This is a genomic window from Fictibacillus nanhaiensis (assembly GCF_042686385.1).
Taxonomy (GTDB): domain Bacteria; phylum Bacillota; class Bacilli; order Bacillales; family Fictibacillaceae; genus Fictibacillus; species Fictibacillus nanhaiensis.
In genome coordinates this window covers 619,058-644,031 of record NZ_JBHUPF010000006.1, presented here as the reverse complement: position 1 = coordinate 644,031, position 24,974 = coordinate 619,058, and the positions used below count along the sequence as shown (strand labels likewise).

Here is a 24,974-nt window from a genome sequence, read left to right as displayed (position 1 = left end):
TTAAGAATAGCAACTTTTATTGTTACTCTTTTCACACATACACGTTTCGTATTAGTTACTTTCTTTTCGACTATAAAAGAAAAGAGGAAACTTTTCTCAGTATCCTCCATAATTATTCCCTATTTTTTTCATTTAAATCGACATTTATGATCTTCTCAATTTTCCTTTGATTTTCCTAAATGTGGTCATATAAAAATTAAAGTCTGACCTTTTCAAAATCAAAAAGTTCGAATAGGCTTGGCCGCTTACATATTTGAAAATCATAATCTTCACTAAAAAGCTCACTGTATAGGTAATAGTCGTTGCGTATGCAGCTCCTATTACTCCGTATTTTGGAATTAAAATAATATTGATAATGATGTTGAAAATAACATTAAATATAGACAGATACATATTTAGTTCTGGCTTACCCCGACCGGCAATATCGTTGGAAAGAACCTTCTCAACCGCCAATAGAGCTATACCTGGAAGGATGATTTGAAGTAGCAATACACTATCAGAGAAGTCCGATCCAAGCAAATATATGACTAAAGGCGCTACGGGGATCCCAATCAGCGCAACTAAAACAGTGACTGCCATGATATTTCTGCTAACAATGCTTGTTATTCGATTCCTTCCGCCTTCATCTGCTGTTGATGCAATCTTTGGATACAATACGCTCGAAATCGAAACCGCAAATATTGAGAGCCTTTCACCTATATTCATGGCAGCAACATATCTTCCGACGTCATCATCCACTAAATAATACCCTAAAATAAAAATAACTGCCCTGTAATTCAAAAAACTAGCGGCGTTGCTAATATTAGCTTTTATCCCATACTTTATGGATGATTTAAGATATTCAGTCGAAAAATCCTTTAAAGATAATCTTAGGTGATATTCTTTTCGAAGCTGGTAATTCATATAAAGAAAACTAAATAAACTTCCTAAAAGAAATGCAGAAATAGCACCCGTCAACCCTACGTTAAAAATTATTACTAATAAGATTACAAATCCTAGAATGGCAGTCTGATGAATAACCATTGCAGAATTGTATTTTTTAAAATCTTGCAATCCTTGAAATACAGTTTGGAAATATTCCCTTAAGAACAAAGGAGGAAGCGAGAACAAACCCAGAAATAACAAATAATAAGGAATGTCAGCAAAAAATTTATCTTTAAACAATAATACAAAAATTCCACCGAGTACTACTCCCGTAAAACTTAATACAATTCCTGTAATAATGTTGTTATTATACACCGTCTGAAGTTTAACCTCATCCCTGCTGACATAATAAATAGTAGAGGTGTTAATGCCAAGTGTTAAGAATATCATTATAACGGTGGGAACTAGTGTAATTAAGGCGTACTGCCCCTGGCCAGTTGGGCCTAAAAATCTTGCCAGTACAATAATCAACAAAAATCCGACTACAATATTAGTGACCTGTCTTGTAAAGGTAAAGATACTGTTTTTAATAAAACTATGTTTTGATTGTGTCATTCTCTATCATTCCTTTTTACTCTGAAAGCTCTCTAGCAAACGATGTAAAGTTTACTTCTGCATTGTAATATTCTTGCCATATTTTTAGCGCGTTTTTTCCTAATTCTCTTCTTTCGCCTTTACTCATTTGAGCAATCTCGTCTATTACTGTTGCTAACTCTTTAGCATCAATATTTTTAGGCAATAACCTTCCTGTATTAGGATTTACTAGTTCTCTAGTCCCTCCTACATCCGTTGCAAGGGCAGGAATTCCAAAACTAAATACTTCCATTATAGATACGGGTATTCCCTCAGTCGAACTGACATTAATGAACGCATCTACTTTATTAGCTGCATAGTATTCGTAAATCTCATGATTTTTTTTGTTTCCAAGAAAATTGACAGAAACATGTGGAGGAAGTTCTTTAGCTAGAAGCTTTATCTGTTCGAAAAGTGGTCCGTCGCCTATATGCTTCCATTCAATTTTTTGCTTACAAAGCTTTAACGCTTCTATTAATAATTCTAACCTTTTAACTGGAACAACGTAAGAACAGGAAACAATACGAAATACTTCATCTGTAGAATGTTCACTTAAAATTTCAGGATCTCTTGTACCTAATTTACGAACACTTAAGTGCTCTTTTACGTTTGGATATTTTTTGGACAAATAGTCCTTTCCATCCTCTGATATTAAATACAACTGATCTAATCCTTCTATTACTTCAGCTTGTAATGGAAGATATGCGGGGTTATGACGTTCAGCATAAACATCTCCACCATGAGCTCGACTCACTGTCTTATAACCATATTGTTTTTTTAGCATTACACCGGCTAGCGCTCCAGGACTTTGCCAATAGGAGTAAATTACTGTATTATCAATGGATATATTTTCCTTTTCAACAACCATTTCCAAAGTTTTTTTAACTTGAACGGCGATTGAAACCCAATTCAAAAGCTTCAACCATTTTTTTGGATTTGCAAAAACCTTTCCGAATCCTTTACTTACCCATTCTAAACCTTCCTTACTTTTAAACAGCTGATTTAACAAATAAGTTTTGCTATGTCTCTGTTCGAAAGCATGAAAAACTTTGACTAAAGGTTCAAGATTTCTTTTGTTCTCTTCTTTTATTAGAGCGTTTGTAGTGACTATATAAATATGGTTAAATTCATTCTTTAAATATGGAAACTCTGTATGCAAAAATTCTTCACCAGGTAGATACGGATAACGATTTGTAATTAAAAGTAGATTCTTTTTCTTCATTAAATTCACCTTATTCACTATTGTGTTTATCAAATATACTAATCTTTACCCACTATATCATTAAGATTAATATAATTTATAATATTTCGTTGAATGGAACGTATACTTTAGGGAAGTTTGTAAAATTTAAAGTTGATTTTATCAAGTTAGTGTAAGATTTAATCTCCTGACTAAATACGGTGTGATCTCACAGACATAAACATGCACTTTTGGCTAATCGGCATTATACTTCCCCCAATAATTAAAGATTTAGCTTCATTAAGTCTTTGAAATGTTTTCTTTATTTATACATCTCTATTTCAGTAGCCATAATTTTTTACATGAGATTCAACATAAAAGTACATGAGGACAAGTGGAGTTTTAAAATGCTGAGGGTAAGAGCAATGTTAAACAAATGATAACATTAATTCAATAGCCTGCTTATTTAAATGTATCTTTAATGATATCGGATCAAATAAAAATAGAGCCTCCTCTTAAACATTATTTAAGTGTAGATCCACTTTTTTTAAAGTTTATTGCTTTTGAAATAATGCTGAGTTATCTACTGTTATTCGAAAAGATTTCAACATTATAATAGCAACAAATTTTTAATAACATTTAAGAAAAGGCAATTATTTTAAACGCTGTAAAAAACAAATTAAGATAAAGGATTTCTTACTATTTTAAAAGCTCATTCATGGCATTTATAGTAATTTGTTCTATTTTTTGATTAAAATTCGCATAATCTTTTTTTCCATACGGATCCAGGAACCAATTCCAATAAAAGGTGCCCGTTGCAAATACTTTTCCACCTTGTGGTTTTTGGTACCAAATTACATGTGACACTGATTCTTTACCATATAACTTAACTGGTGAGGCAGCGATTACCTCCACATTTGGAATTTCTTTGTCATAGCGGTCAATCTCTCCACCAACAACCCCAGATATTTTCTCACCATTTTTCAGCCCGGTGTCTTTATAAAGCCAATGTGTTGCATTTGTAATAACTAAGGGCATAGTTTTTTCTGGAATACCATGATACATCATTCCAAAAACTTGATTTTCTGGACGGTTCACGGGTGATGATCTAAATGTTGTTGTTACTTTAGAAGGATCAATTTTTTGATAGGGATCCTCAAATGCTCTAGCTTTATAACCAACCATTACACGATTGTTCTTTTCCATACGAATTTGCCAATAACCTACATTAGCACTAAATAACCCTATATTCATTTTAGAGTTAGTTTGTTCCTCAATACTATCTCTCATCTCTTTTGACCAATACTCATCATGACCCGCTATGATGAGGGACTTTGCGTTCAGGGTATTTAATGCCCCTTTATGAACGTCATCATCTGTTAAATACGTCAAATTATAGTTTTGTTTTTCAAGCCATCTAACTAAATTATATTCAAAAGCAAAAAACTCTCCTGCTCCGTTCCCAGCCGTATAAGGTCTATTAAAGGAAAGTTTAATTGCTGGAACTTTATTTGCGCTGTTATATCCATACATACTTTTCCCGCCCCAATTGTTGTAGGCTTGGTAAGTATTTGTTGAAATTAGAACTGCCGCATCCACATTTGCAAAAGGATTAGGATTCGAAACTACAAAAGGCATATAGGATTGTTCATTATCCAAGTTAGTAATCTTCGCTAAATAAAATCCACTCTTCCACTCTTTAGGAATAGTAAATGATGTTGTTGGCCTCCATCCAGCATCCATGTTTTCAGTATTAAAAGACCTAGGTTGAATATGAGCATTGAAACCTTTCATACTTCTAACTAGTGTTCCACCTTCACCATCATAATGACCCATTCTAAATATTTGCAACTCAAAAGGCTTATTACTTTTTAGATAAAAAGTTTGAAGCTCTCCTGGTTTTACAGACGTTTTTGATGTATATCCTTGAAGGCGATTACCTCCTGATTTTGTTATCTCCCAATTATGAAAAACTGTAAAAGATTGATCATATACAGATGCGTGTCCACCTAGGATAGTCAAATTGGTAATATTCTTATCCCCCATGATATTGATAGTCTCTGAGGGAATAGATTTGGGATAGGTAAGCAATAGCGGTGAAGATTCTTTTGCTGCAAGAACAGAACCAGTAAGAGCATCAGCAAATGACTGGCCAGTTGCCATATAAACTTTTTCCGTTGATAGTTCTAGCTGTCTAATAATGTTCGCTGCAACTTCGTATCGGTTCTTCCCACCAATACGAGAAGGCTGTGGAAGTTGATTATAAACAGCTTTAGAAACGCTGCCTTCCCCTCCAATAACATAAGTTTGCTTAATATTCTTTTCAGCTAATGCTTTTTTTGTAGATTCATTCAATTGATCTTTATGAGTTAATAATATGGGATAGCCATTTTTGGCTGCGTATGGAGCTATAGCCAATGCATCTGAAAAGTTTAGACCATATGTAACTATTGCTTTGCCTTTCTGATCTAATTCTTTTGAAATATTATAAGCTACTTCAAAGCGATCTTGACCTTCAATTCTCCGAGTAGAGATATTCATAGCTTTCAATTCAGAAGCAACTGCAGGATAAATACTGCCTGTTCCACCTATGATTACGACATGTTTAACACCTAATCGAACAATTTCATTTCTAGTTGTGTCCGTTAATCTCTCAGACCTGGATAATAAAATAGGGGCATTGTTTTTAAAAGCTAATGGCGAAGCTGCTAATGCATCAGCAAAAGCCATGTAATTTGTAAGAAATACTGTATCTGAAGATGACCAGCCTTTTTTAGAAACATTGACAGCAACTTCGAAACGATCTTTACCGGATAAACGTTCTTTTTTTAAGTATGCAGCATCTACTTTTCTGTTATCCCCCCATAATAAAATACAAAACAAAACCAAAAATAATAAGATATGTTTTTTCATGCTATCTCCTCTTCGTTCCTTTTTCATTATTTTAGCATATTTTACTTTTTAAGGATTATGCGTACTTAACAAATATATACAATTATTCATCTGAGTTTTTATGAACTTACTGATTCTCCTTAAGTTAAAAATCAGCATTCTCCATTATAATTTCCTAACATTATGTAGAATTGTTTCTCATAATCTATCATCGTAATCTTATGTTGTTTGTTTAGTACAATTTTAAAAACATTAATGGTAAGTTATTCCTATTGTGTTAAATTTTAAAAATCATATATTATTAATTTGCATGCCAAATGGTATAGCTTAACTAAAGGGGAAAGATCGATTGAAAAGAATAACAGCCAGCGCTTTTTCTGTATCGTTAGCAGCTTCTTTATTGTTCACAACTGGGGTAAGTGCAAATACGTCTGAAAATAATCCTTTTTCCACAAACAAACGTGAATTTCACCAAAACAATCACCTTGCGCAATCTGCAGTTCAAACCACTGTAACCTATAAACAAAGGATAGATATGCATTCTATTCATGAGTATTATTTTGAATCAGCAGGTGGACAGTTCAAAATCTCAAAATTTCACAGTGAAGAGGATATCAATGTAACTTTAACCAACATGAGTACCCAAGAAGAAATTGAGTTCGAATACGATCAGCCTTTTAACCTTCCTCATGGCGAATATATCTTTATAATTCAAGGTGACAGCGAACTTTCACAGGGGTATGAATATGAATTTTATGGTATTTATAAAGAACAGCCATCCGTTTTATTACCTTCTCTAACCATTTCTAATCCTAGTTCTCAAAGTCTTAGGCTTGCAAAAGGAAATACACATATTGATGTTACAGGCACAACAGATGCTAATGAGTTGGCTTTTTATTTAAACAATGAAGAGCCAATTAGTCTTGGGAAATCTTTTAATACAGCTGTATCCTTAAAGGCGGGTTATAATTCATTAACATTTAGTGCTTTAAATACAGATTCAAACAATGCTGTATTGTCGTTGTATAATGTGATATCACCCGGAATAAAGCGAATAGGAGGAAAAGACCGTTTTGAAGTTTCTGCTGGAATAAGCAAAGAAGTTGAAGATCAAGGAGTTTATTCTGATACAATTATTATTACACGCGGTGATTTATACACTGATGCATTATCCGGTGGACCTTTGGCTGCATTAGAAGACTCACCAATTTTATTAACTGGTACCCATGCGTTGCCAAATAAGACACTTGATGAAATAATCCGGCGTAGCCCTGAAAAAGCTATAATTTTGGGAGGTACTGGTTCTGTTTCAACAAAAGTCGAAAACCAATTGCGATCTTTAGGAGTACAAACTATCCAAAGAATCGCAGGAAAAGACCGTTTTGAAGTTTCTGCAAGTGTGGCAAAACAGTTGGCTGAATACACCGATACAGCTATTATTGCAAGCGGCTTAAATTTCCCAGACGCACTATCTGCATCTAGTATGGCAGGCTATGCAGGTATGCCAATTTTATTAGTCAGAACAAGTACAGTACCAGATTCTATTCAAGCGTTCATTAAAGATAATCCAGACATTAATAACTTCATTATTGTAGGTGGACCAGCTACTGTTTCTGACTCTGTTAAAACGAAGATTAAACAATTACGCAGTGATGCCTTTGTTGATCGAATCGGCGGTTTAAACCGTTATCAAGTGTCAATCAATACTGCGAATTATGGAATTGAAAACTATGGAATGGATCTAAGCTCTTTGGTAGTGGCAAGAGGAGACGTTTTTGCAGATGCTCTCTCCGGAAGCCCACTTGCATCGTTCACAGGAGCACCAATCTTATTAACAACTTCAACTAAAGTAGAAAATAATATCATAAATTATTTAAAACAAAAACAAGGTGAAACAGACTTAATATATATTCTTGGTGGTACTGGTTCAATCGCGACAACGACAGAACAGCAGCTTTCAAGTTTTATCAAGTAAACAAAAAGAGCTTCCTTAAATCATTAAGGGAAGCTCTTTTTTTGTCTCTACGGAATTCAACCACTTTCAAGAACAACAACGTTTACGAAAACAGCCTTATTTATAGAAATTTTCAATTGCTTTCGCTAAAGATAAACTTCTGCTATTTTGTACACTAGACTGTTTCAATAAAGAGATCTCGTTTGTGTTAGACATGTACCCTAGCTCAATCAGGATAGAAGGCATGGTTGTCCATCGTGTTACATATAAGTTGTGATCCTTAATGTACCCTGCACCAATACCGCTGTACTTAATAGCAGTCGATGCTACAGGTGCAAGATTTTTACTTTCTACAGCAGCAGGAGATGGTGAAACCGTATCGTAAGCAATGATATCTCCTTGATAACTCATGCTTTTGACTGTACTGCCATCTCGATAGTAAAATAATTTTTTTTGTGTATCTTCCTTAACAAAAGGATAACTCTTTCCTGCAAAAACCACATAAGCATCTTTTGTCTCAATACCAGGTCGATAACTGCTGTAATGAATACTTTGACCTGTTGCAGTTTTATCAACTGACGAATCATGATGAATGCTAATAAATAAATGTGCACTTTTTCCATTAGCAAAAGTCGCTCGATCTTCAAGAGAAATAAATTGATCGTTTGATGGATCCCGAGTATATATGATCTCAGCTCCCATACCTTTCAGATGACCCGCTAACATCTTTGTAAAACTCATATTTAAATTTTTTTCATAGATAGTGCCATTTACAGCACCAGGATCTGATCCACCATGCCCTGCATCAAGTACAATTCTTTTACCTGTTAAAGGAAGAGCACCTTTTAATTGTGAGACGACAGTATTACTTACTGATCCCGTCCCTCCAAAAATCGTAAATCTAGTAATCTCACTTTGATCAATATAAGATTTTGTTACAACCGGAATAGAACTCGATTGTGTTAACAACAAAGGCATGTTCTGTTTCGCAGCTAGTACGGATCCTGTTAAAGCATCTGCAAAAGTGGTTCCATTTGATATAGCCGCTTTTGTTGATGTAGGACTAAATCTCTTCGCAATATTCACTGCTACTTCATAACGGTCTTTTCCACCTAATCTAAGCGGACTAGTCAATTGACTTTCAACTGCACTTGAAATGCTGCCTGTTCCACCAACAATAATTGTTTGCGTAGGATTCTTTTCTTGAATAGCTTTTTGTGTAGAATAAGGTAATCTATCTTTAGCTGTTAAAAGAATAGGATACTCATGTTTAGAAGCATAAGGAGAAATACTAAGTGCATCTGCAAATGTAGTACCATTAGAAATGACTACTTTTCCGGCAGGACTTAATTTGCGAGATACTTTATATGCCACTTCATAACGGTCTTTTCCGCCGATTCTTTCTACAGTCTTACCAAGACTAGTTACTCTCGACACAACATTTTGATTAATACTGCCTGTTCCCCCAATAATAATAACCTTTGAAGCATTTAACCTTTTAATCTCTTCTTCAGTTTTAGTATTTAATCGATCAGGATTTGTTAATAAAATAGGCGCATTAAGTTTATAAGCTAACGGAGATGCAGAAAGTGCGTCCGCAAAAGCTTGATAGTTTACTAATAGTATTGTTGAACTTCCAGAGCCCCAACCTTTCTTTGAAACATTTACAGCTACTTCAAAACGATCTTGACCACTAACACGTTCTACTGTTACTGCACTACTGGCACCGGCTACATCATTACTTGAAAATAAAAGTGCCAATGCAAAAATAAGAATACTAATTTTTTTCTTCATAGTTCCCCCTCATTCAGATAAACATTCTAAGTAATTATATCCTTTTTATTGAATATTTTGCTAAAATATTATAAATTTCTACAAAATATGAATATAGAACTAAAAAACCCTTATGTAGGAATACATAAGGGTTAAAATTTATTTAATTTACGATTATTAGTAAATGGTTTTCCGATCCAGGTATTTTAGAAAGACTTATCATCCTTTTCAGGTAAGTTATTTAAATAATAATCAGAAAGATTTAGTAGTTTTAGGATCGTATCCTTTTTTTTAAACGCTTTACTATTCTCTACATAAAAAGGTTCATTTTTTACAATCAATTCTTTTGTTTGTAAGTTATAAACTTCACCTCTTCCTTTTTCTTCACGATTTACAAAAAGGAATTCTTTATCAAAATACGAACCTGCAGGTAAATAGTACCTCATTCCGAGTATATTATTTTCATAGTTTAAGAGATCATGTCCAAAATGAATCTGGTTATTTATATTAACACCTAATAGATTTGTAACCGTAGGCATTATATCAATTTGGCCAGCTAAGTTAGATACTTTGCCTTTATAATCTCCTGGCAGATGAATCAACAGTGGAATATTAAAACGGTCTGCTAAACCATAAGGATGGCCAAGGATATTTTCCATTAATTTCTTATCTTTCACTTCTTCTGGCTTTGGATGATACCCAGAGTGATCACCGTAGATAACTACTATTGAATTTTGCCATAAATCGCGTTCTTTAAGACCATTAATAAATTTGCCTAATGCGTAATCAGCATAGTTAGTAGATTTAAGGTAATTGCCTATCTTGGTATGATTAAATTGCTGAGGTAATTGTATTCTTTGTTTTTCTTCAGGGAGTTCAAATGGGGTATGACTAGTCATGCTTAATACATGAGCATATATTTTATTGTATTTTGCTGTAAGATCAGATAATTCTTTTAAAGTTTCTTCATAAAGAACCTCATCTGAAGGTCCAAAACCTATAACTTCTTTATCTCCAAAAAAAGACTCCTCATAATACTTATCAAAACCTAAAGAAGGATATAACTTTATTCGATTCCAATATTCAACATTATCTGCATGAAAAGTAGCTGTATAATACCCATGTTTACTCAATACTCTTGGTAAACTTGGGATAATTTTATCTTCATAAATCTTAGAAGATGGTTTATTCCCAGCAGGATAAAGCGACGTATTAATTAAAAATTCTGCATCAGATGTATTCCCTGCTCCTATTTGTTGGTAAGTGTTGCTAAAATAAAAACTATCTTTTACTAATGAGTTTAAGGTAGGTGTAACTTCTTTATCATCTACTTTAAGATCAATTAAAAAGTTCTGAAAAGATTCTAACTGAATAATGATTACATTTTTACCTGATGCAATATTAAAATATTTAATGTCCTTCTGATTTAGAGATTTAAGTCCTTTGAGGGCATAAATCTTTTCATTGGATAAATTTTCCTTATCAGCAAGTGCTGGTAGTGCTTTATCTTGATAATACTGCATTAATTCATATTGAAAGATACCCTTATTATTTGCCAATGCAAGTACATCTGTAATTTGTTTATTCTTGTTAAAGTAAAATTGAGCGGATATACAGATTATACAAATTATTACTAGGCCTGAAGTCAAGGTTCCATTGTTGCGAGTTCTTTTTTGATAAAACTTTAATATTACATATACGATAATGACATCAATAAATACAAGGTAATAACGTGGATTTATTAAATCGTAAATATCAGATTTTATTGTTCCTACTTGATTGATTTGAAATAGGTCATAGTATGTGGGAAGTATTTGATAATACTTTACATATACAATGAGTATAAAAAATACAATGCTGTAAAATAAGTTAACTAAAAATAAATTAAACAATCTAGTGTTTGGCAATAGTACCGCAAACATTATAAATAACAAAATAAACGGCATATCCGTTGCTAAAGAACTTAATACATTTATTTCTCCAAATAATATGTGTCTGATTATCATTAACTTTAAAAATAGTATAACTGAATATATTACAGCAGGTTTCCCTATTATTTGTTTTAATTTGTTTTGCAATTCTTTACCTCCTAAATATAACTACTATATGATGTTAATCTATTTTGTTAGTTAACAAAAGTAAAAAATCAGCCAAATATTGGCTGATCTCCCCATCACTCATATCCATTTTTATTTTTTTGCTGCCAATTCCAAGAATCGCGCAGCATATCTTCAAGACTATGTTCAGCTACCCATCCTAATTCTTGTCTTGCTTTGTCCGGATCAGCATAACTTACTCCTATATCTCCCGGGCGACGGTCCGTTACCTCATAAGGTATAGTTACACCCGTAACTTTTTCGAAAGTCTTTACAATGTCAAGAACACTGTATCCTTCACCCGTTCCTAGGTTATATGCATCAACTATATTATTCGTTAATACTTTATCTAGCGCTTTAAGATGTCCTTTTGCTAAGTCCACTACGTGGATATAATCACGTACACCAGTACCGTCTTTTGTATTATAATCGTTACCAAACACTCGTAACTTATCAAGTTTACCTACTGCCACTTGTGTAATATAAGGTGTTAAGTTATTGGGAATTCCACTTGGATTTTCTCCGATCAATCCTGTTTCGTGAGCACCAACTGGATTAAAATAACGAAGTAAAGCAACACTCCATTCATTATCCGAAGTATATAAGTCGCTAAATATTTGTTCTAGCATTAATTTTGACCAACCATATGGATTTGTAGCACCAAGAGGCGTATCTTCTTTAAGTGGTACCGTCTCAGCTGTACCATATACAGTGGCAGATGAACTAAAGACCATCTTCTTAACCCCAAACTCTTTCATTACTTCACTTAAAATAAGGGATCCTGTAATGTTATTGTGATAATAATAGAGCGGTTTCTCAACAGATTCCCCTACTGCTTTTAATCCTGCAAAATGTATAACGGCTTCTATTCGATTATCAGAAAACACTTTACTCAGACCTTGTTTATCCAATAAATCAATATTATAAAATTTAATTTCTTTACCTGTAATTTCACTGATTCGATTAATGACTTCAGTATTGCTATTCATAAAGTTATCAACTATTACAACCTCAAAGCCAGATTGGACAAGTTCAACAACTGTATGACTTCCAATGTAGCCTGCTCCACCTGTAACGAGTATTGCCATGATTAAACCTCCAATGATACTTTTTATTTATTTTAACAGATTAGGGATACATAAGCACATTTATATTAGATAAACCCTTTGTGCAGTAAGGTTTTTCATTCTAACAGGCTTATCTTATTAGATAGCGTACTTTATTTGGTACATATTTTAAAAATACTCAATTATAACTAAACTTGATGCGATACTCTATCTCGGATCAATGATTCTACTTTTATGATTACTATTTTACAAGATTTTAATTATCTTCAATGGTTGGTGAATACTGCTGTCGAATTTTGATAAAAATACACCTTTTTAATTGAATTAAAGATTGATATCCACTGATTACCAACTTATAATTATGGGAAGAGAAATATATTTAACTACCTACTCGCTCTTTTTAAAATATTAAAAAAGTAAATGAGGTATTTATGAATTTTCAAATATTTTTGGCAGCAATTCTCTCTTTTTTAGTAGTTTTATTCATCACACCATTCGTAATAAAGTTAGCTATTTTAATAGGAGCTACAGATCAGCCTGATGCACGAAAAGTACACAAAAAGCTCATGCCTAGACTTGGTGGATTAGCCATTTTTCTAGGAGTTATGGCAGGTTATTTTGCGGCTGGACTTCATAATCAATCGATTAAAGGAATTACGCTTGCTGGGATTATTATAATTATTGTAGGTATCATTGATGACCTCTATTCTCTATCTCCTAAATATAAACTATTAGGTCAGTTTATCGCAGCTTTTATAGTGGCCCATACAGGTTTAACAATTGATTTTATTACAATTCCTTTTATAGGACATTTTGATTTAGATTTACTAACTTATCCCATTACTATACTTTGGATTTTAGCCATTACAAATGCAATAAATTTAATTGATGGTCTTGATGGCCTGGCAGCTGGAGTTTCTGCAATTGTCATAGCTACCATCGCAATTATGGCGGGTTTAAATGGTAATATTATGATCTTAACCATTTCAATGATTGTCTTATGTTCAACGGTTGGATTTTTGTTTTACAACTTCAATCCAGCTAAAATATTCATGGGAGACACTGGTGCATTATTTTTAGGGTATTGTATCGCGATACTATCGTTGCTCGGTTTGTATAAAAGTGTTACGTTATTCAGTTTCGTCGTTCCCATTATTATTCTCGGTGTTCCTATCTTTGATACAACTTTTGCAATACTAAGAAGACTTGCAAACGGACAGCCAATCTCTGCTGCTGACAAAGGGCATCTTCACCATCAATTACTTCGGTTAGGCTTGTCACATAAAATAACTGTTATTGTTATCTATGTATTAAGCATAATTTTTAGTATTTCAGCAGTCCTATTTTCAACGACAACACTTTGGGGCTCGTTAGCTATAACTTTCGGTCTGTTGCTCATGTTGGAACTAATAGCAGAACTAATCGGTTTGGTTCATCATAAATATAGACCCCTACTCTACGTATATAATAGAGTATTTGGTCAAGATAGAAACATAAATCGCTCGAAAGCAAAATAGTTTTTTTGAAGAAAGTCTATGTTAAGCGCATAGACTTTCTTCTTTTTGTCCAACTATAAAACTAGTAAATACACACAATTTTGGATTGAAATCCATCGTACAGTCTTATATAATAAGTGACGACACAAAAGTAAAACATTGTAAAAACTTTACGATATATGTAAATCGTATAAAGGAGAAAATGTTATGGGATTAAGATCGGAAACAAAAAAAAAGAAAAGAAAACCCTTTCTTAAAGGCTTACTAATTTTTCTTAGTATAATATTACTCGCAGGTGCAGGCTACACCTATTATGTTTATCACTCAGTAAAAGAAGCTGCACATAAGATGCATGAAAAAAGTGAATGGTCAGGATCAAAAAAACGAGAAAAAAAATTAGATCTTTCTACAAACCCTTTGTCTATCTTAGTTTTGGGTGTCGATGAACGTGAAGGTGATCGTGGCCGTTCTGATACATTAATGGTTGTGACTGTAAATCCAAATGATAATTCTACTTATATGACTAGTATCCCTCGTGATACAAGGACAGAAATTATCGGTAGAGGCAAGGAAGATAAAATTAACCATGCCTATGCGTTCGGCGGTACGAATATGACGATACAAACGGTTGAAAACTTTCTGGATATTCCCATCGACTATTATATGAAAGTAAATATGGAAAGTTTCAAACAAATCGTAGATGCTTTAGGTGGTGTTAGTGTAAATAACCAAAGATTAGCTTTCAATTACCAAGGCTATTCTTTTCCAAAAGGCACTCTAAATCTTACTGGTGATGAAGCTCTAGCATACTCTAGAATGAGAAAAGCTGATCCTAGAGGAGATTTTGGCCGTAATGAAAGGCAGCGCCAAGTAGTAAACGGAATTATTAATGAAGGTGCACAAGTATCTTCTATTACTAAACTAGGCAATATATTAGATGTCCTTGGCGATAACATTGCAACAAATATGTCCTTTGATGATATGAAAGACATACAAGCTAATTACAAGGGTGCAAGAAAAAGCGTACAATCTATTGAAATTAGTGGTCAAGGTGGAAAAATAAGTGGAGTTTATTACTTTAATGTGAACGAAGAGGAAAGAACTCGGATTAGCTCTATGCTAAAAAAACATCTAGAACTATAAAAAACGGATGGCTCGTTGGGCCATCCGTTTTTTATTATGAATTAATGTTTGATTCTACCAGAAAAGCTACAAGAACATATCTTTCTGGCGCGGCTCCAACAAAATTAAAAGGATAACATGTGCTTACAGTTAAAGTTGGCCGAGGTTTAGGAACAATTACCGTACGATCATCCTTATCGACGATTCTGACTTGTTTTACTTTATAAGTAAATTCTCCAGCGACCGTTGTTACGACAAGCAGATCACCTTTTTTCACTTCACCCAACTTACGAAATACAGTGTCCCGATGCCCAGAAAGTACAGAATTATCTTGCTCTCCTGGTAAGACGCTATCAGCAAAGTGACCTACACCTTTTTCAAGTTCATCCTCATTCGTTCCATGAAAAATGGGTAGGTCTGCTTTCAACTTCGGGATGTATAAATTCCCGATGTTTTCTCCCACCTTGGGACGATTGATATATAATTCGGTTTTTGATGGTCCTTTTTTGGTAGCTACTGCTTTTGTTTCTAATTTAGTAAAAGTCATCTGCCTCTCTTCTTGTCCCACCTTAAAAAGTAAATAACCTTTAGCAAATTTGTATGCATTTGTTGAAGAAAACCATAAACCGAAAAAGATAAAGAAAATAGAAATTGTTAAAAATATGATTCTTTTGTTTTTTTTCATCTTATTGGATTTTTAAACGTCTAAACATAAAACCACCAACTAGTGCGATTCCTAAACCTAACATCATATTAGTTCCATAGTCAGATGCAGTCTTTGGGAGCTTTGCCCCTTTAACTGTTTTATGTTTTGGTGAACTTTTAACTTTTTCAATCTTCTCAACTACTTTTGGTACTTCTTTAATATCCTTACCTGTTTCTTGTATAATCTTTGCACCAATCATTTCAGCAGTAAATAACATATCTAATATGAACTTACCCTTCAAATCATAGAACTCGATTTTTAGTTTATAGCCCTTTTTCATATCTTTTAAATACAGTAATTCTTTTAATGAAAGAGGTTGAGTATCTGTCCCATTCGTTAGAAAAAACTTAGGTTGAAGCTCAAAAATATTTAATAATTCTTGTGAAATAGATAGAAACTCTGAAATTTGTGCATCTGTTAGATCATCAACACTTTCAAAGTCTTCAAAAGCCATCATTCGATCAGCTAAATCCATTAGACGCTCTTCCATTGCAGGATCAGAAAGTTTGTCCTCAAGTGCTACTAAATGTTCCATCATAGCATTAAGTTCATCTTCTGTCAGATCAAATTCAGCAAACATATCGCCAATTTCAGGCATTTCAGGCATCTCTTCAACGTCTAGAAAGAAGCTTACATCAAAATATAAATCATCTACAAATATGTAGTTATCAATACTCTCTCCATTTTCCTCTAATAATGAAAATAAGGATTCTTGGTCTAACTCATAATCTTCATATATCGTTTCAAGGTTACTATAGTCTGATTTAATAACGGCACCTAGAGAATCTCTTAATTCTGTAACATTTTCAAAGAATGCAAGATCCTCTTCAAAATATTCCATTACATAGTCTTCAAGATCTACTTTCGAAAACTCAATTCCTCGCTCACTACTAACTTCCTCCAAAAATTCAGTTAGCTCTTTTTCATCAACTGCTGCAAATGAAACGTTTGGAAATAGCGAAAATAATAGAGCAAAAACAGACAAAAAAGCAAAGTATTTCTTCAACTAAAACCCACCCTTTTATTTATTTGACAATAACTTAATCATAGGGTAAAAAATTACATTTGTATATAAATTTTTTCCAATAAATTGATAATTTTTTATACTCGAGTTGATAAAAAACACCCCTTTTCATTGAGAAAAGAAGTGTCAAAAATTTATTATTATTTCAAGGAAAACCAACTACTTTGAATTAAGGATTTGTTACCCGCAACATCAATACTTTCGATAATAAACCTGTATTTCCCCGCATTTGCGAAGGTCTTGTTTTCAGCCTTACCATCCCAACTTTGACTATGTGTTCCTAGTTTTAGAGACTTCTTGTTAGCCAAAGTTCTTATTTTTTGACCATTGTTGTTAACAACATAAATCGTTACGTTTGAAGTTTCATTGATTGAGAAATTACTTACAACTGTCATACTTTTACCTGTTTTGTAAACAGAGGGCGTTATCGAATTAATTTTTATTAGTGGAGGCTTGCTATCAACTATTATCTCAACTGTCTTTCGATCTGCTCTTTGATTATCAGAATCTATACTATCTAACCTCATCAGATAATTTCCATCAGGTGCTTGCTTTCCAGAACTATTTTTACCACTCCAACCTATCGTCTGACTACCACCTATTATAATTTTGTTAGTTATAATATTCTTCACATGTCCACCTTTTGAATCAAAGATTTTTGCAGTAACTAATTGTGTTTTGTTAAGTTTTACATGTACAATACCTGCCTTAGAAACTTTAGGAGAATAATGAATTGTCGTTTTCCCAACAGCTATTGATGGCTTTAATTTATTCTTAACGTTCACAGAAAGCTCTTTTGACCTAGAAGAAGAACCTTTCACTGCCGAAGCTATTATTTTGTAAGCTCCACTATCTGCATAACTGCCATTATCTATCTTTCCGTCCCATTTTATGTTTACCTGTTTACCACTGCTTTTAGCATTTTTGTAAATGGTTTTTACAATATTCCCTTTTGCATCTTTTACAACTATGGAGACTAATGAACCTGTATAAGCTTTATAAGACGTTGAAATAGTATTTAGTCCATTTATTATTAATTCTTTTGATGATAAAGATGCGACAGAAAGTGCTTCTGGAGTATTTTTCACTGCCAATGAAGCATCAATTCTCCCAAATCCCGAAAGATTATCTCTTCCAGATTGATAAAGATCTACAGTGGATTTTTTCAAAATAGTATCGACCTGAGTTTCATTTATAAATGGATTCTTTGAAAGCATTAAAGCAATGGTACCGGTTACGACAGGGGATGCCATTGAAGTTCCACTCATATAACCATATTTTCCGTAGGCAATTGTAGAATAAATATCCTCTCCTGGAGCGGCGAAATCAACAAAGCTTCCGTAGTTGGAAAAATAAGAAGCACGGTCTGCATGGTTGGTAGCACTAATTCCAAATACACCTTTATAAGCAGCTGGATATGTTTTTTCGTTTACATGATCATTACCAGCAGCAGCAACAACTATTGCTCCCTTAGATCTTGCGTATGCAACCGCATCGTTTATAACTTTGCTATAATAATAACTTCCTAAGCTCATGTTAATAACATCCGCTCCCTTGTCTGCAGCATAATATAAGGCGGATGAAATTTCTTCAGCAGTTGTTGAATCTCCATAAAACACATTTATAGGCATAACTTTCACATTTGGAGCTATTCCTGTTACTCCTACAGTATTTAGTGATGCGGCTATAATGCCTGCAACATGTGTTCCATGATCATCTGGAAAATAGGTAGAATCACCATCGACAGCATCATAAGGCTTGTACAACTTCCCTTTAAGTTCTGGATGCCTGCCATCTACACCACCGTCTATTACTGCTACAACTATATCGCTAGAACCTTTTGTAGTATCCCATGCTGAAGGGGTATTAATTTTGGAATGAAACCATTGTTTTTTATACAAAGGATCAGAAGGTATATATTCTTTTTGTATTTTATAATTGGGTTCTACAAATTCTACAATTTTGTTATCGTAAAGTTTTTGAACCAGTTTAGGTAAATTAGTCTGGTTGGAAAAAGAAATAACATAGAAGTCTTCTCCAATGGGTTTAATATTTATTAGATTAAAGAGATTTTTAAAATTTCTCTTGTCATTCTTATGTAGTTTTTTTGAAAACTTGACAATGAGCTCAGTATTTACGTAGTTTCTATCTTGAAACATTTTTTGAATAGTATACGCTGTTCTTTCATGTGATCTTGACTCACTTGCGGCAGATACATGGGTAGAAGAAAAGCAAAGTGAAGTGAAAACCAAACAACTTAATAGTTTTTTTTTGTTCATAATGGCCCCCAAGATTATAAAATATAATTTTATTATACTTGAAAAACCACTTATTACCACTTAATTCCATGTTTTTATGCAACAAAAAAAGCAACCTGTTTTAATAGGTTGCTTTAATAGAATATGCTTTTTCTTAGTTAGTATGTAACTTAAAAATTATCTTCGTATCTTTCTTAGCGTACCTTCAATACTTGCCCTACTTTAATTGATGTAGATTTTAGTTTGTTTAACTTTTGGATTGCTGCAACACTCGTTTTATATTTCTTGCTTAAGCCCCAAAGGGTGTCACCTTTTTGAACTTTATGTGTTTTTGTTTTAGATGAACTAATAGCTGGTTTAGAAGCAACAGGTTTTTTTGCCGCACTAGACGTAGCTTTCTGATTTATAACTCGTCTTCCTTTAACGTACCTTGCTCCCCAATAATACTTGGAAAATGCATCAGTATAAGCAACTCCATTGGATTGTGCATTTAACATTTTTCCATTACCAGCATAGATTCCAGCGTGATTAACTCTACCATCAAAATCAGTATCATAGAAAATAAGATCGCCTTTTTGCAGATTAGCTTTTGATACGGCAACTCCAGCAGATGCTTGTCCAACACTTGTTCGAGGAATTGTTATTCCATTTTGTGCAAAAACATATGAAGTGAAAGATGAACAATCAAATGTTCGTGTATTTCCAAACGTTGAACCATATTTATAAGGTGTTCCTAGATATTTATTACCAGTCTTAATAATGTTATCTCCAACTGAAGCTTGAGCAAACTCTCCACCAGATAAAATTACACCTGCAGCAACTACTATAGATAAAAGTTTCTTTTTCATAAAAATACCCTCCAATTGATTAGGCTAGATATAACCAATTGGGTTCAAGTTATACTAGTAGACTAGTTCAATTTATGTAGTTAAAAACAAGTATGTATTGTATGTTTCTACCTTTTGCTTGACCCCATCGTCCTATGTCTATGGTAGCATAAGTCGACTGGTTGGTTTATTACATGTTCGTTACATATCTGACAGCATCTGTGTAATTTTTGTAATATTATGCTAAATCATGTCGTTATTCCCTGCTAATTAGATTACCTTTTGGATCAATGGGTATTAAAAAAAGCTGATATCAAAAAGGACGTGAACCTTTTGAATCAGCTTTAATTTATTATTCAAATATTTCTCTAAAAACATTCTTTACTTTAGGTGTTACGTAATGACTGCCATTTCGATTTTCAACATCTTCAATCATCATGGAAACAAGAAGGGACGGATTTTGTGTATTATAGCCAACAAACCAGCCTAATTCTTTCCCCTTGTCTTCTCCAGCGGATTTCAGTTCAGCCGTACCCGTTTTTCCTGCAAGTGGCAAGTTCTTCATAAAGGCATCTTTATGAGCTGTTCCATTTTTATTGACCACAACCTGAACAAGATCACCACTTATTAATTTCGCTGTTTCTGCTGATATTACTTTTTCTTTCCACACAGTGGTCTCTTTCGCTTGATCCAATCGTGGCGCCAGCAAGTTTCCTTCATTTAAGAAAGGTGTGTAAGACATGGCTACATGTAGCGCACTCATTTGAATCTGCCCCTGACCGAAGCCACTGTCAGCGAGCTGCCCTTCACTCATTCCGTTTTTTCCAATAGAAGATGCAGTGAACGGGAATGAAACAGGCACCTCTTCACCAAATCCAAATTTCTTCAATCCTTCCGTAAACTTGTCTTCACCTAGATTTAGCGCAGCTTGAGCAAAGTAAATATTATCTGAGTAGATGAGTGCTTTTTCCAGATTTACACTAGGAACATCCGTTACCCTTGTTACTTTATAATTACCCCATGCTTCTTTATCTTTTTGCCACGTTTTACCTGACACTTTCATTTCTGCATTAGGATCCAGTGTTCCCTTTTCAAGTCCGATAGCAGCTGTTAAAGGCTTAAGCGTTGAACCAGGTGCATAAACATATTTGAATCGGTTCAACATGGGTTGCTTTGGATCATCTGCCCATTTTTGTCTTAATGCCTTGGTTAATCCCAACGTAAATTGATTAGGGTCATATGATGGACTATTCACTAATGCTAGTACATCACCTGTTTTTGGATGGATAGCCGATGATGTTCCAACGTCAGCTTTAATCTGATTATAGATGGATAGCTGAACCTTGCTATTAATCGTTGTTTTTACATCTTTTCCATTTTCAACTTCAGTTTGTGCAAGTATAGATTTTTCTTCACCTTTACTATCCATAATTTTTATAATGCCGCCACTCTTGCCACGCAATTGTTCTTCATAAACTTGTTCAAGGCCTGCCTTACCAATCCAATCTTGTGCTGAATAGCCTTTTCCCTGTAACTTTTCCATATCCTCAGCTGAAACAGGCGCAATATAACCTGTAAGATGTGCCGCAGCTTCTTTTAAAGGATAAAGACGAGTTGATTTCTTTTGGTAATCTACGCCTTCTAGAGCAATAGTATCTTTTAATTTAGGATCATCGACCGAAATTTTTTTAATCGGAACTGCTTGGTCTTGTTTTACCCATGGCTGATCTAACTGTTTTTGTATCTCTTCTGTTGTCATCCCAAGTATTTTAGATAATGGTTCCAGCGTTTTCGCCTTATCTTGAGGCAGTTTTTCAGGGACAATAACAATTTCTGCTGCCACACCATTTACAGCAAGAGGTTTGCCTTCGCTATCTAAAATCTGTCCTCTTTTAGGAGATATGGAAGATGCAGAAATACGATCACCTTTTTTCATGTCAGGAAAGATATGAGACGTATTCCATTGGATGCCCCACTTTTCAGTATCCTTTTTCTCCTCGAGGTTTAATTTTATATTTTGAGTAAATGTTATCGGGCCACCCATTGTTTCCATTTTAAGTGTATAAGGAAGATTAACACTCTCACTATTATCTTTATCGTCTTTTTTCTTTTTTTTCATTTTTATATCTAACTTACTAACTTCTATTCCACTATATATAGATTCATAGCGTTCAACAAAATCTTTCTCAGAAATGGCTTCTTGCGATTTAGTATCTAATAGTTTATACATATTCTTAAAATCTTGTTTTTCCCAGTACCCAACATATTTTTCTAATGTATTCTCTGGCTTTGGAGGCTCTGAGCAAGCTGATAAAAGCCCAATGGACAAGACCATTAACAGGATAAGTTTATAATAATTCTTCAAAACACATCTCCTTCTCAACTAGTATTTTCATATACTTTAACACTCATATATTATAACAAAATAGTTTACAATATATGACTGATAATCACCTGATAGTTTGCTGATAAAACACATATATAATATTAAAAGCTGCTATGCAAGGCCATATTAAACCTAGACAGCAGCTTTTTTTTATTACTATTTTAGTAATTTACTCGTTTCGCTCCTAAATAACGGGATTTCCAATAGGATAAGTTCATATCACTGACCGTCACACCTGTACTTGATCCAGCATGTACAAATTGGTTGTTGCCTATGTAAATACCTAAATGTGATGGCCCAGAGGTGTATGTTTCAAAATAAACTAGATCTCCTACTACTGGTTTACTGACCAAAGAAGTCGCGTTCCACATTTGCGCTACAGTTCTCGGTAGCTGAATACCTTCTTGTGCATAAACATATTGGATAAATCCACTGCAGTCGAATCCTTTTGGTGTAGTTCCACCCCAAACATAAGGTACACCCATATACTCTGAAGCATTTGCAATAATATTAATAGTGGTTTGATTACGTGAATTGCTTGGTTTTTGTCCCTTTTTTTTCTCAACCTCAGTTATTTTATTTAATACTGAGCTTGTAATTTCACCAGTGACCGGCAAACTGTTAGCTTTTTGGAACCTCTCAACACTATCCTCTGTAACTGTTCCATAATAATCTGTAATCATATGGTATTTAAAATACCCCAGTTTCTTCAGGCGTGTTTGAAGTTGCATTACTTGAGTACCTGTACTTCCAAATTTCATTAAAACCGTTTCTTTGGAAGGTGATGTAGGTTTTGTAACAATTGGTTTAGGTTGTGACACTGGTTTTTTCTTTCCTGCTATTAGCTTTTGAATTTGATTAAGTGTTACCTGGTCTGCAGTCCCCGTCGCCTTTAATTTTTGATTAATTTGAAACTTCCGAACGGCTTCAGTTGTTATTGTTCCATAGAAATCAGTCGTTTTATAAAAGGTGAAGAATCCTAAAGTTTTAAGATCAGTTTGAAGTTTTTTTACTTCAGGTCCAGTTGTATTAAGCTTTAAAACTTTACTAGTTTTTGAACTTGATGCGGGCTTAGTACTGGATACCGGCGGTTTTGACACTTTAGGTTTTTGCACTGTCGGTTTTTGCACTGTCGGTTTTTGCACTGTCGGTTTTTTTACTGACGGTGCTTCTTCTTGATGAGTTTTTTGCAACAACTTATCGTATGTTTTCTTTCCAACAATTCCATCCACAACGAGACCATTAGCTTTTTGAAAGTCCATTACTGCCTTTTTTGTAATTGGTCCAAAATAAGTGGTCGTTTCTTGATAATGAAAATACCCCTTACTTTTTAAGATAGACTGCAACTCTTTTACATCGGTATGACTATTACCTTGTTTAAGTGTTTGATCACCAAGTGCTGCTTCCCCTATTACTGGTGCTGCTAAGAATGCTCCAGCAAAAGTAGAAGTCATAATAAAACGTTTTAGTACCTTTTTATTTTCCATTTCTTCCTCCTTTTACTAATATCTTTAAAACTCACTTCTTCTTTTATCGACAATTTCCTTCTAAGTTTCAGAATAAATATGCATTATATTGATAGATAAGAGTATTAGATTGTCAAATTTTTGCTAAAGCACTTAATATTTTGATAATATATAGAGTAATTTAAATACGAGGAGTATATAGTGAAAAGACTTTTAATTATATTATTTGCTTTGATCGCATTCACAAGCTTTTTGGGATATGTGCACTACCAAAAACAAAATGAGGATAAATCAAGGTATGAATTTAATACTACACGTGGAATTACAAAAAAAAATGACGGTATTTTGATCGAGGATGTCCCTTTAATCCAACAAAAGCCCGAACTAGATCGAGGCTGCGAAGTAACTTCACTGGCAATGCTTTTGCAACATGCAGGAGTAGACGTTGAGAAAATAGAACTGGCAGAAAAGATAAAAAAAGTGGACACGCCATATAAAAATGAGAATGGAACCTATTATTATGGCAACCCAAACGACGGATTTGTTGGGAATATTTATACGTTTGATAAGATGGGGTATGGCGTATATCATGGCCCTGTGACAGATCTTGCGGAGAGATACTTGCCTGGTAGAATAGTAGATTTCAGTGGAAGCAACTTTAATGAAGTCCTTGGAAAGATTAAGAATGGCAAACCTGTTTGGGTAATCATTAATTCAGAATTTCGTGCATTACCAGAGAGTGAATTTCGAACATGGAATACACCATCAGGGAAAGTAAAAATTACGTGGAAAGAACATTCGGTGGTCATTACGGGCTATGATCGTGAACACGTATATGTGAATGATCCGTTGAACAAGGAGAAAAATCGAAAATTAAAGCTTAATGATTTTGAAGAGGCGTGGAAGCAGATGGGTTCTCAGGCGATTACATATAAAAACTAAAAGAAGGAACTCAACCCTGAGTTCCTTCTCATTAATTTACGCCATGTAGATCGATAAGTTCATAGAGAAGAAATGTGGATTCTGCTTTCCACGTCACTTCTTTTATCACAGCTCTTCCTACTGGAGAGCTGTTTTCTTTTTTCTGTACCGGTACAGGATGATCTAAAATAAACAGCTTATAGCCTTCTAAAGAAATCTCAAAGACATTACCTTCAACTCGTTTTTCTTTTCCAGTCGTCACTAGATTCGATTGCATCGTCATTGGCATTTGCATGTTATCACCTGCGT

General features: G+C 34.0%; 17 protein-coding genes. 4 read left to right on the top strand and 13 right to left on the bottom strand.

The window, feature by feature from the left end; translation table 11 throughout:
* Positions 1-144: 144 nt before the first annotated feature.
* From ACFS5O_RS06805 to ACFS5O_RS06795, 3 genes are all read right to left on the bottom strand, one after another.
* Positions 145-1,479, bottom strand: a complete 1,335-nt coding sequence (locus ACFS5O_RS06805; protein WP_205725226.1) for a flippase — start codon at positions 1,477-1,479, stop codon at positions 145-147.
* A 16-nt stretch (positions 1,480-1,495) separates the two neighbouring features.
* Positions 1,496-2,719 carry a glycosyltransferase gene (locus ACFS5O_RS06800; RefSeq protein WP_205725225.1) on the bottom strand — a complete coding sequence of 408 codons (1,224 nt, stop codon included), beginning with the start codon at positions 2,717-2,719 and terminating at the stop codon, positions 1,496-1,498.
* Between the two features lie 657 nt (positions 2,720-3,376).
* Positions 3,377-5,590 (bottom strand): N,N-dimethylformamidase beta subunit family domain-containing protein, encoded by a 2,214-nt coding sequence (locus ACFS5O_RS06795; protein WP_205725224.1) that lies wholly within the window; start codon positions 5,588-5,590, stop codon positions 3,377-3,379.
* Positions 5,591-5,918: 328 nt separating this feature from the next.
* On the opposite strand from ACFS5O_RS06795, the gene ACFS5O_RS06790 reads away from it, so the two are divergent.
* Positions 5,919-7,544, top strand: a complete 1,626-nt coding sequence (locus tag ACFS5O_RS06790) for a cell wall-binding repeat-containing protein (protein ID WP_205725223.1) — start codon at positions 5,919-5,921, stop codon at positions 7,542-7,544.
* A 96-nt stretch (positions 7,545-7,640) separates the two neighbouring features.
* Here the strand turns inward: ACFS5O_RS06790 and ACFS5O_RS06785 are convergent, their stop codons facing one another.
* From ACFS5O_RS06785 to galE, 3 genes are all read right to left on the bottom strand, one after another.
* Positions 7,641-9,317: an N-acetylmuramoyl-L-alanine amidase gene (locus ACFS5O_RS06785; protein WP_205725222.1), complete on the bottom strand. Its 1,677-nt coding sequence runs from the start codon at positions 9,315-9,317 to the stop codon at positions 7,641-7,643.
* Positions 9,318-9,502: 185 nt separating this feature from the next.
* A complete protein-coding gene (locus ACFS5O_RS06780) occupies positions 9,503-11,374 on the bottom strand; it encodes an LTA synthase family protein (RefSeq protein WP_205725221.1) in 1,872 nt (623 codons plus the stop codon).
* A gap of 95 nt (positions 11,375-11,469) precedes the next feature.
* Positions 11,470-12,480 carry a UDP-glucose 4-epimerase GalE gene (gene galE / locus ACFS5O_RS06775; protein WP_205725220.1) on the bottom strand — a complete coding sequence of 337 codons (1,011 nt, stop codon included), beginning with the start codon at positions 12,478-12,480 and terminating at the stop codon, positions 11,470-11,472.
* Positions 12,481-12,890: 410 nt separating this feature from the next.
* Between galE and ACFS5O_RS06770 the strand changes: the two genes are divergently transcribed.
* Positions 12,891-13,976 carry a glycosyltransferase family 4 protein gene (locus ACFS5O_RS06770; RefSeq protein ID WP_205725219.1) on the top strand — a complete coding sequence of 362 codons (1,086 nt, stop codon included), beginning with the start codon at positions 12,891-12,893 and terminating at the stop codon, positions 13,974-13,976.
* Between the two features lie 186 nt (positions 13,977-14,162).
* A complete protein-coding gene (locus ACFS5O_RS06765; RefSeq protein WP_205725218.1) occupies positions 14,163-15,098 on the top strand; it encodes an LCP family glycopolymer transferase in 936 nt (311 codons plus the stop codon).
* Positions 15,099-15,132: 34 nt separating this feature from the next.
* On the opposite strand, the gene ACFS5O_RS06760 is transcribed toward ACFS5O_RS06765, so the two are convergent.
* From ACFS5O_RS06760 to ACFS5O_RS06735, 6 genes are all read right to left on the bottom strand, one after another.
* On the bottom strand, positions 15,133-15,762 hold the full coding sequence (locus ACFS5O_RS06760; protein WP_205725217.1) for a class D sortase: 630 nt from the start codon (positions 15,760-15,762) through the stop codon (positions 15,133-15,135).
* 1 nt (position 15,763) lies between these two features.
* The gene (locus ACFS5O_RS06755; protein WP_205725216.1) at positions 15,764-16,789 is read right to left on the bottom strand and encodes a processed acidic surface protein; all 1,026 of its coding nucleotides are present in this window, start codon (positions 16,787-16,789) and stop codon (positions 15,764-15,766) included.
* Positions 16,790-16,947: 158 nt separating this feature from the next.
* Positions 16,948-19,086 carry a S8 family serine peptidase gene (locus ACFS5O_RS06750; RefSeq protein ID WP_205725215.1) on the bottom strand — a complete coding sequence of 713 codons (2,139 nt, stop codon included), beginning with the start codon at positions 19,084-19,086 and terminating at the stop codon, positions 16,948-16,950.
* A 173-nt stretch (positions 19,087-19,259) separates the two neighbouring features.
* Positions 19,260-19,913 carry a C40 family peptidase gene (locus ACFS5O_RS06745; RefSeq protein WP_205725214.1) on the bottom strand — a complete coding sequence of 218 codons (654 nt, stop codon included), beginning with the start codon at positions 19,911-19,913 and terminating at the stop codon, positions 19,260-19,262.
* Positions 19,914-20,244: 331 nt separating this feature from the next.
* Positions 20,245-22,257 carry a penicillin-binding transpeptidase domain-containing protein gene (locus tag ACFS5O_RS06740; RefSeq protein WP_205725213.1) on the bottom strand — a complete coding sequence of 671 codons (2,013 nt, stop codon included), beginning with the start codon at positions 22,255-22,257 and terminating at the stop codon, positions 20,245-20,247.
* 182 nt (positions 22,258-22,439) lie between these two features.
* Positions 22,440-23,765, bottom strand: a complete 1,326-nt coding sequence (locus tag ACFS5O_RS06735) for a peptidoglycan-binding protein (RefSeq protein WP_205725212.1) — start codon at positions 23,763-23,765, stop codon at positions 22,440-22,442.
* A 180-nt stretch (positions 23,766-23,945) separates the two neighbouring features.
* Between ACFS5O_RS06735 and ACFS5O_RS06730 the strand changes: the two genes are divergently transcribed.
* Complete coding sequence (locus tag ACFS5O_RS06730) at positions 23,946-24,686, top strand: C39 family peptidase (protein WP_318300129.1); 741 nt, start codon at positions 23,946-23,948, stop codon at positions 24,684-24,686.
* A 31-nt stretch (positions 24,687-24,717) separates the two neighbouring features.
* Here the strand turns inward: ACFS5O_RS06730 and ACFS5O_RS06725 are convergent, their stop codons facing one another.
* Positions 24,718-24,960 (bottom strand): DUF2584 family protein, encoded by a 243-nt coding sequence (locus ACFS5O_RS06725; RefSeq protein WP_205725211.1) that lies wholly within the window; start codon positions 24,958-24,960, stop codon positions 24,718-24,720.
* Positions 24,961-24,974 lie beyond the last annotated feature (14 nt).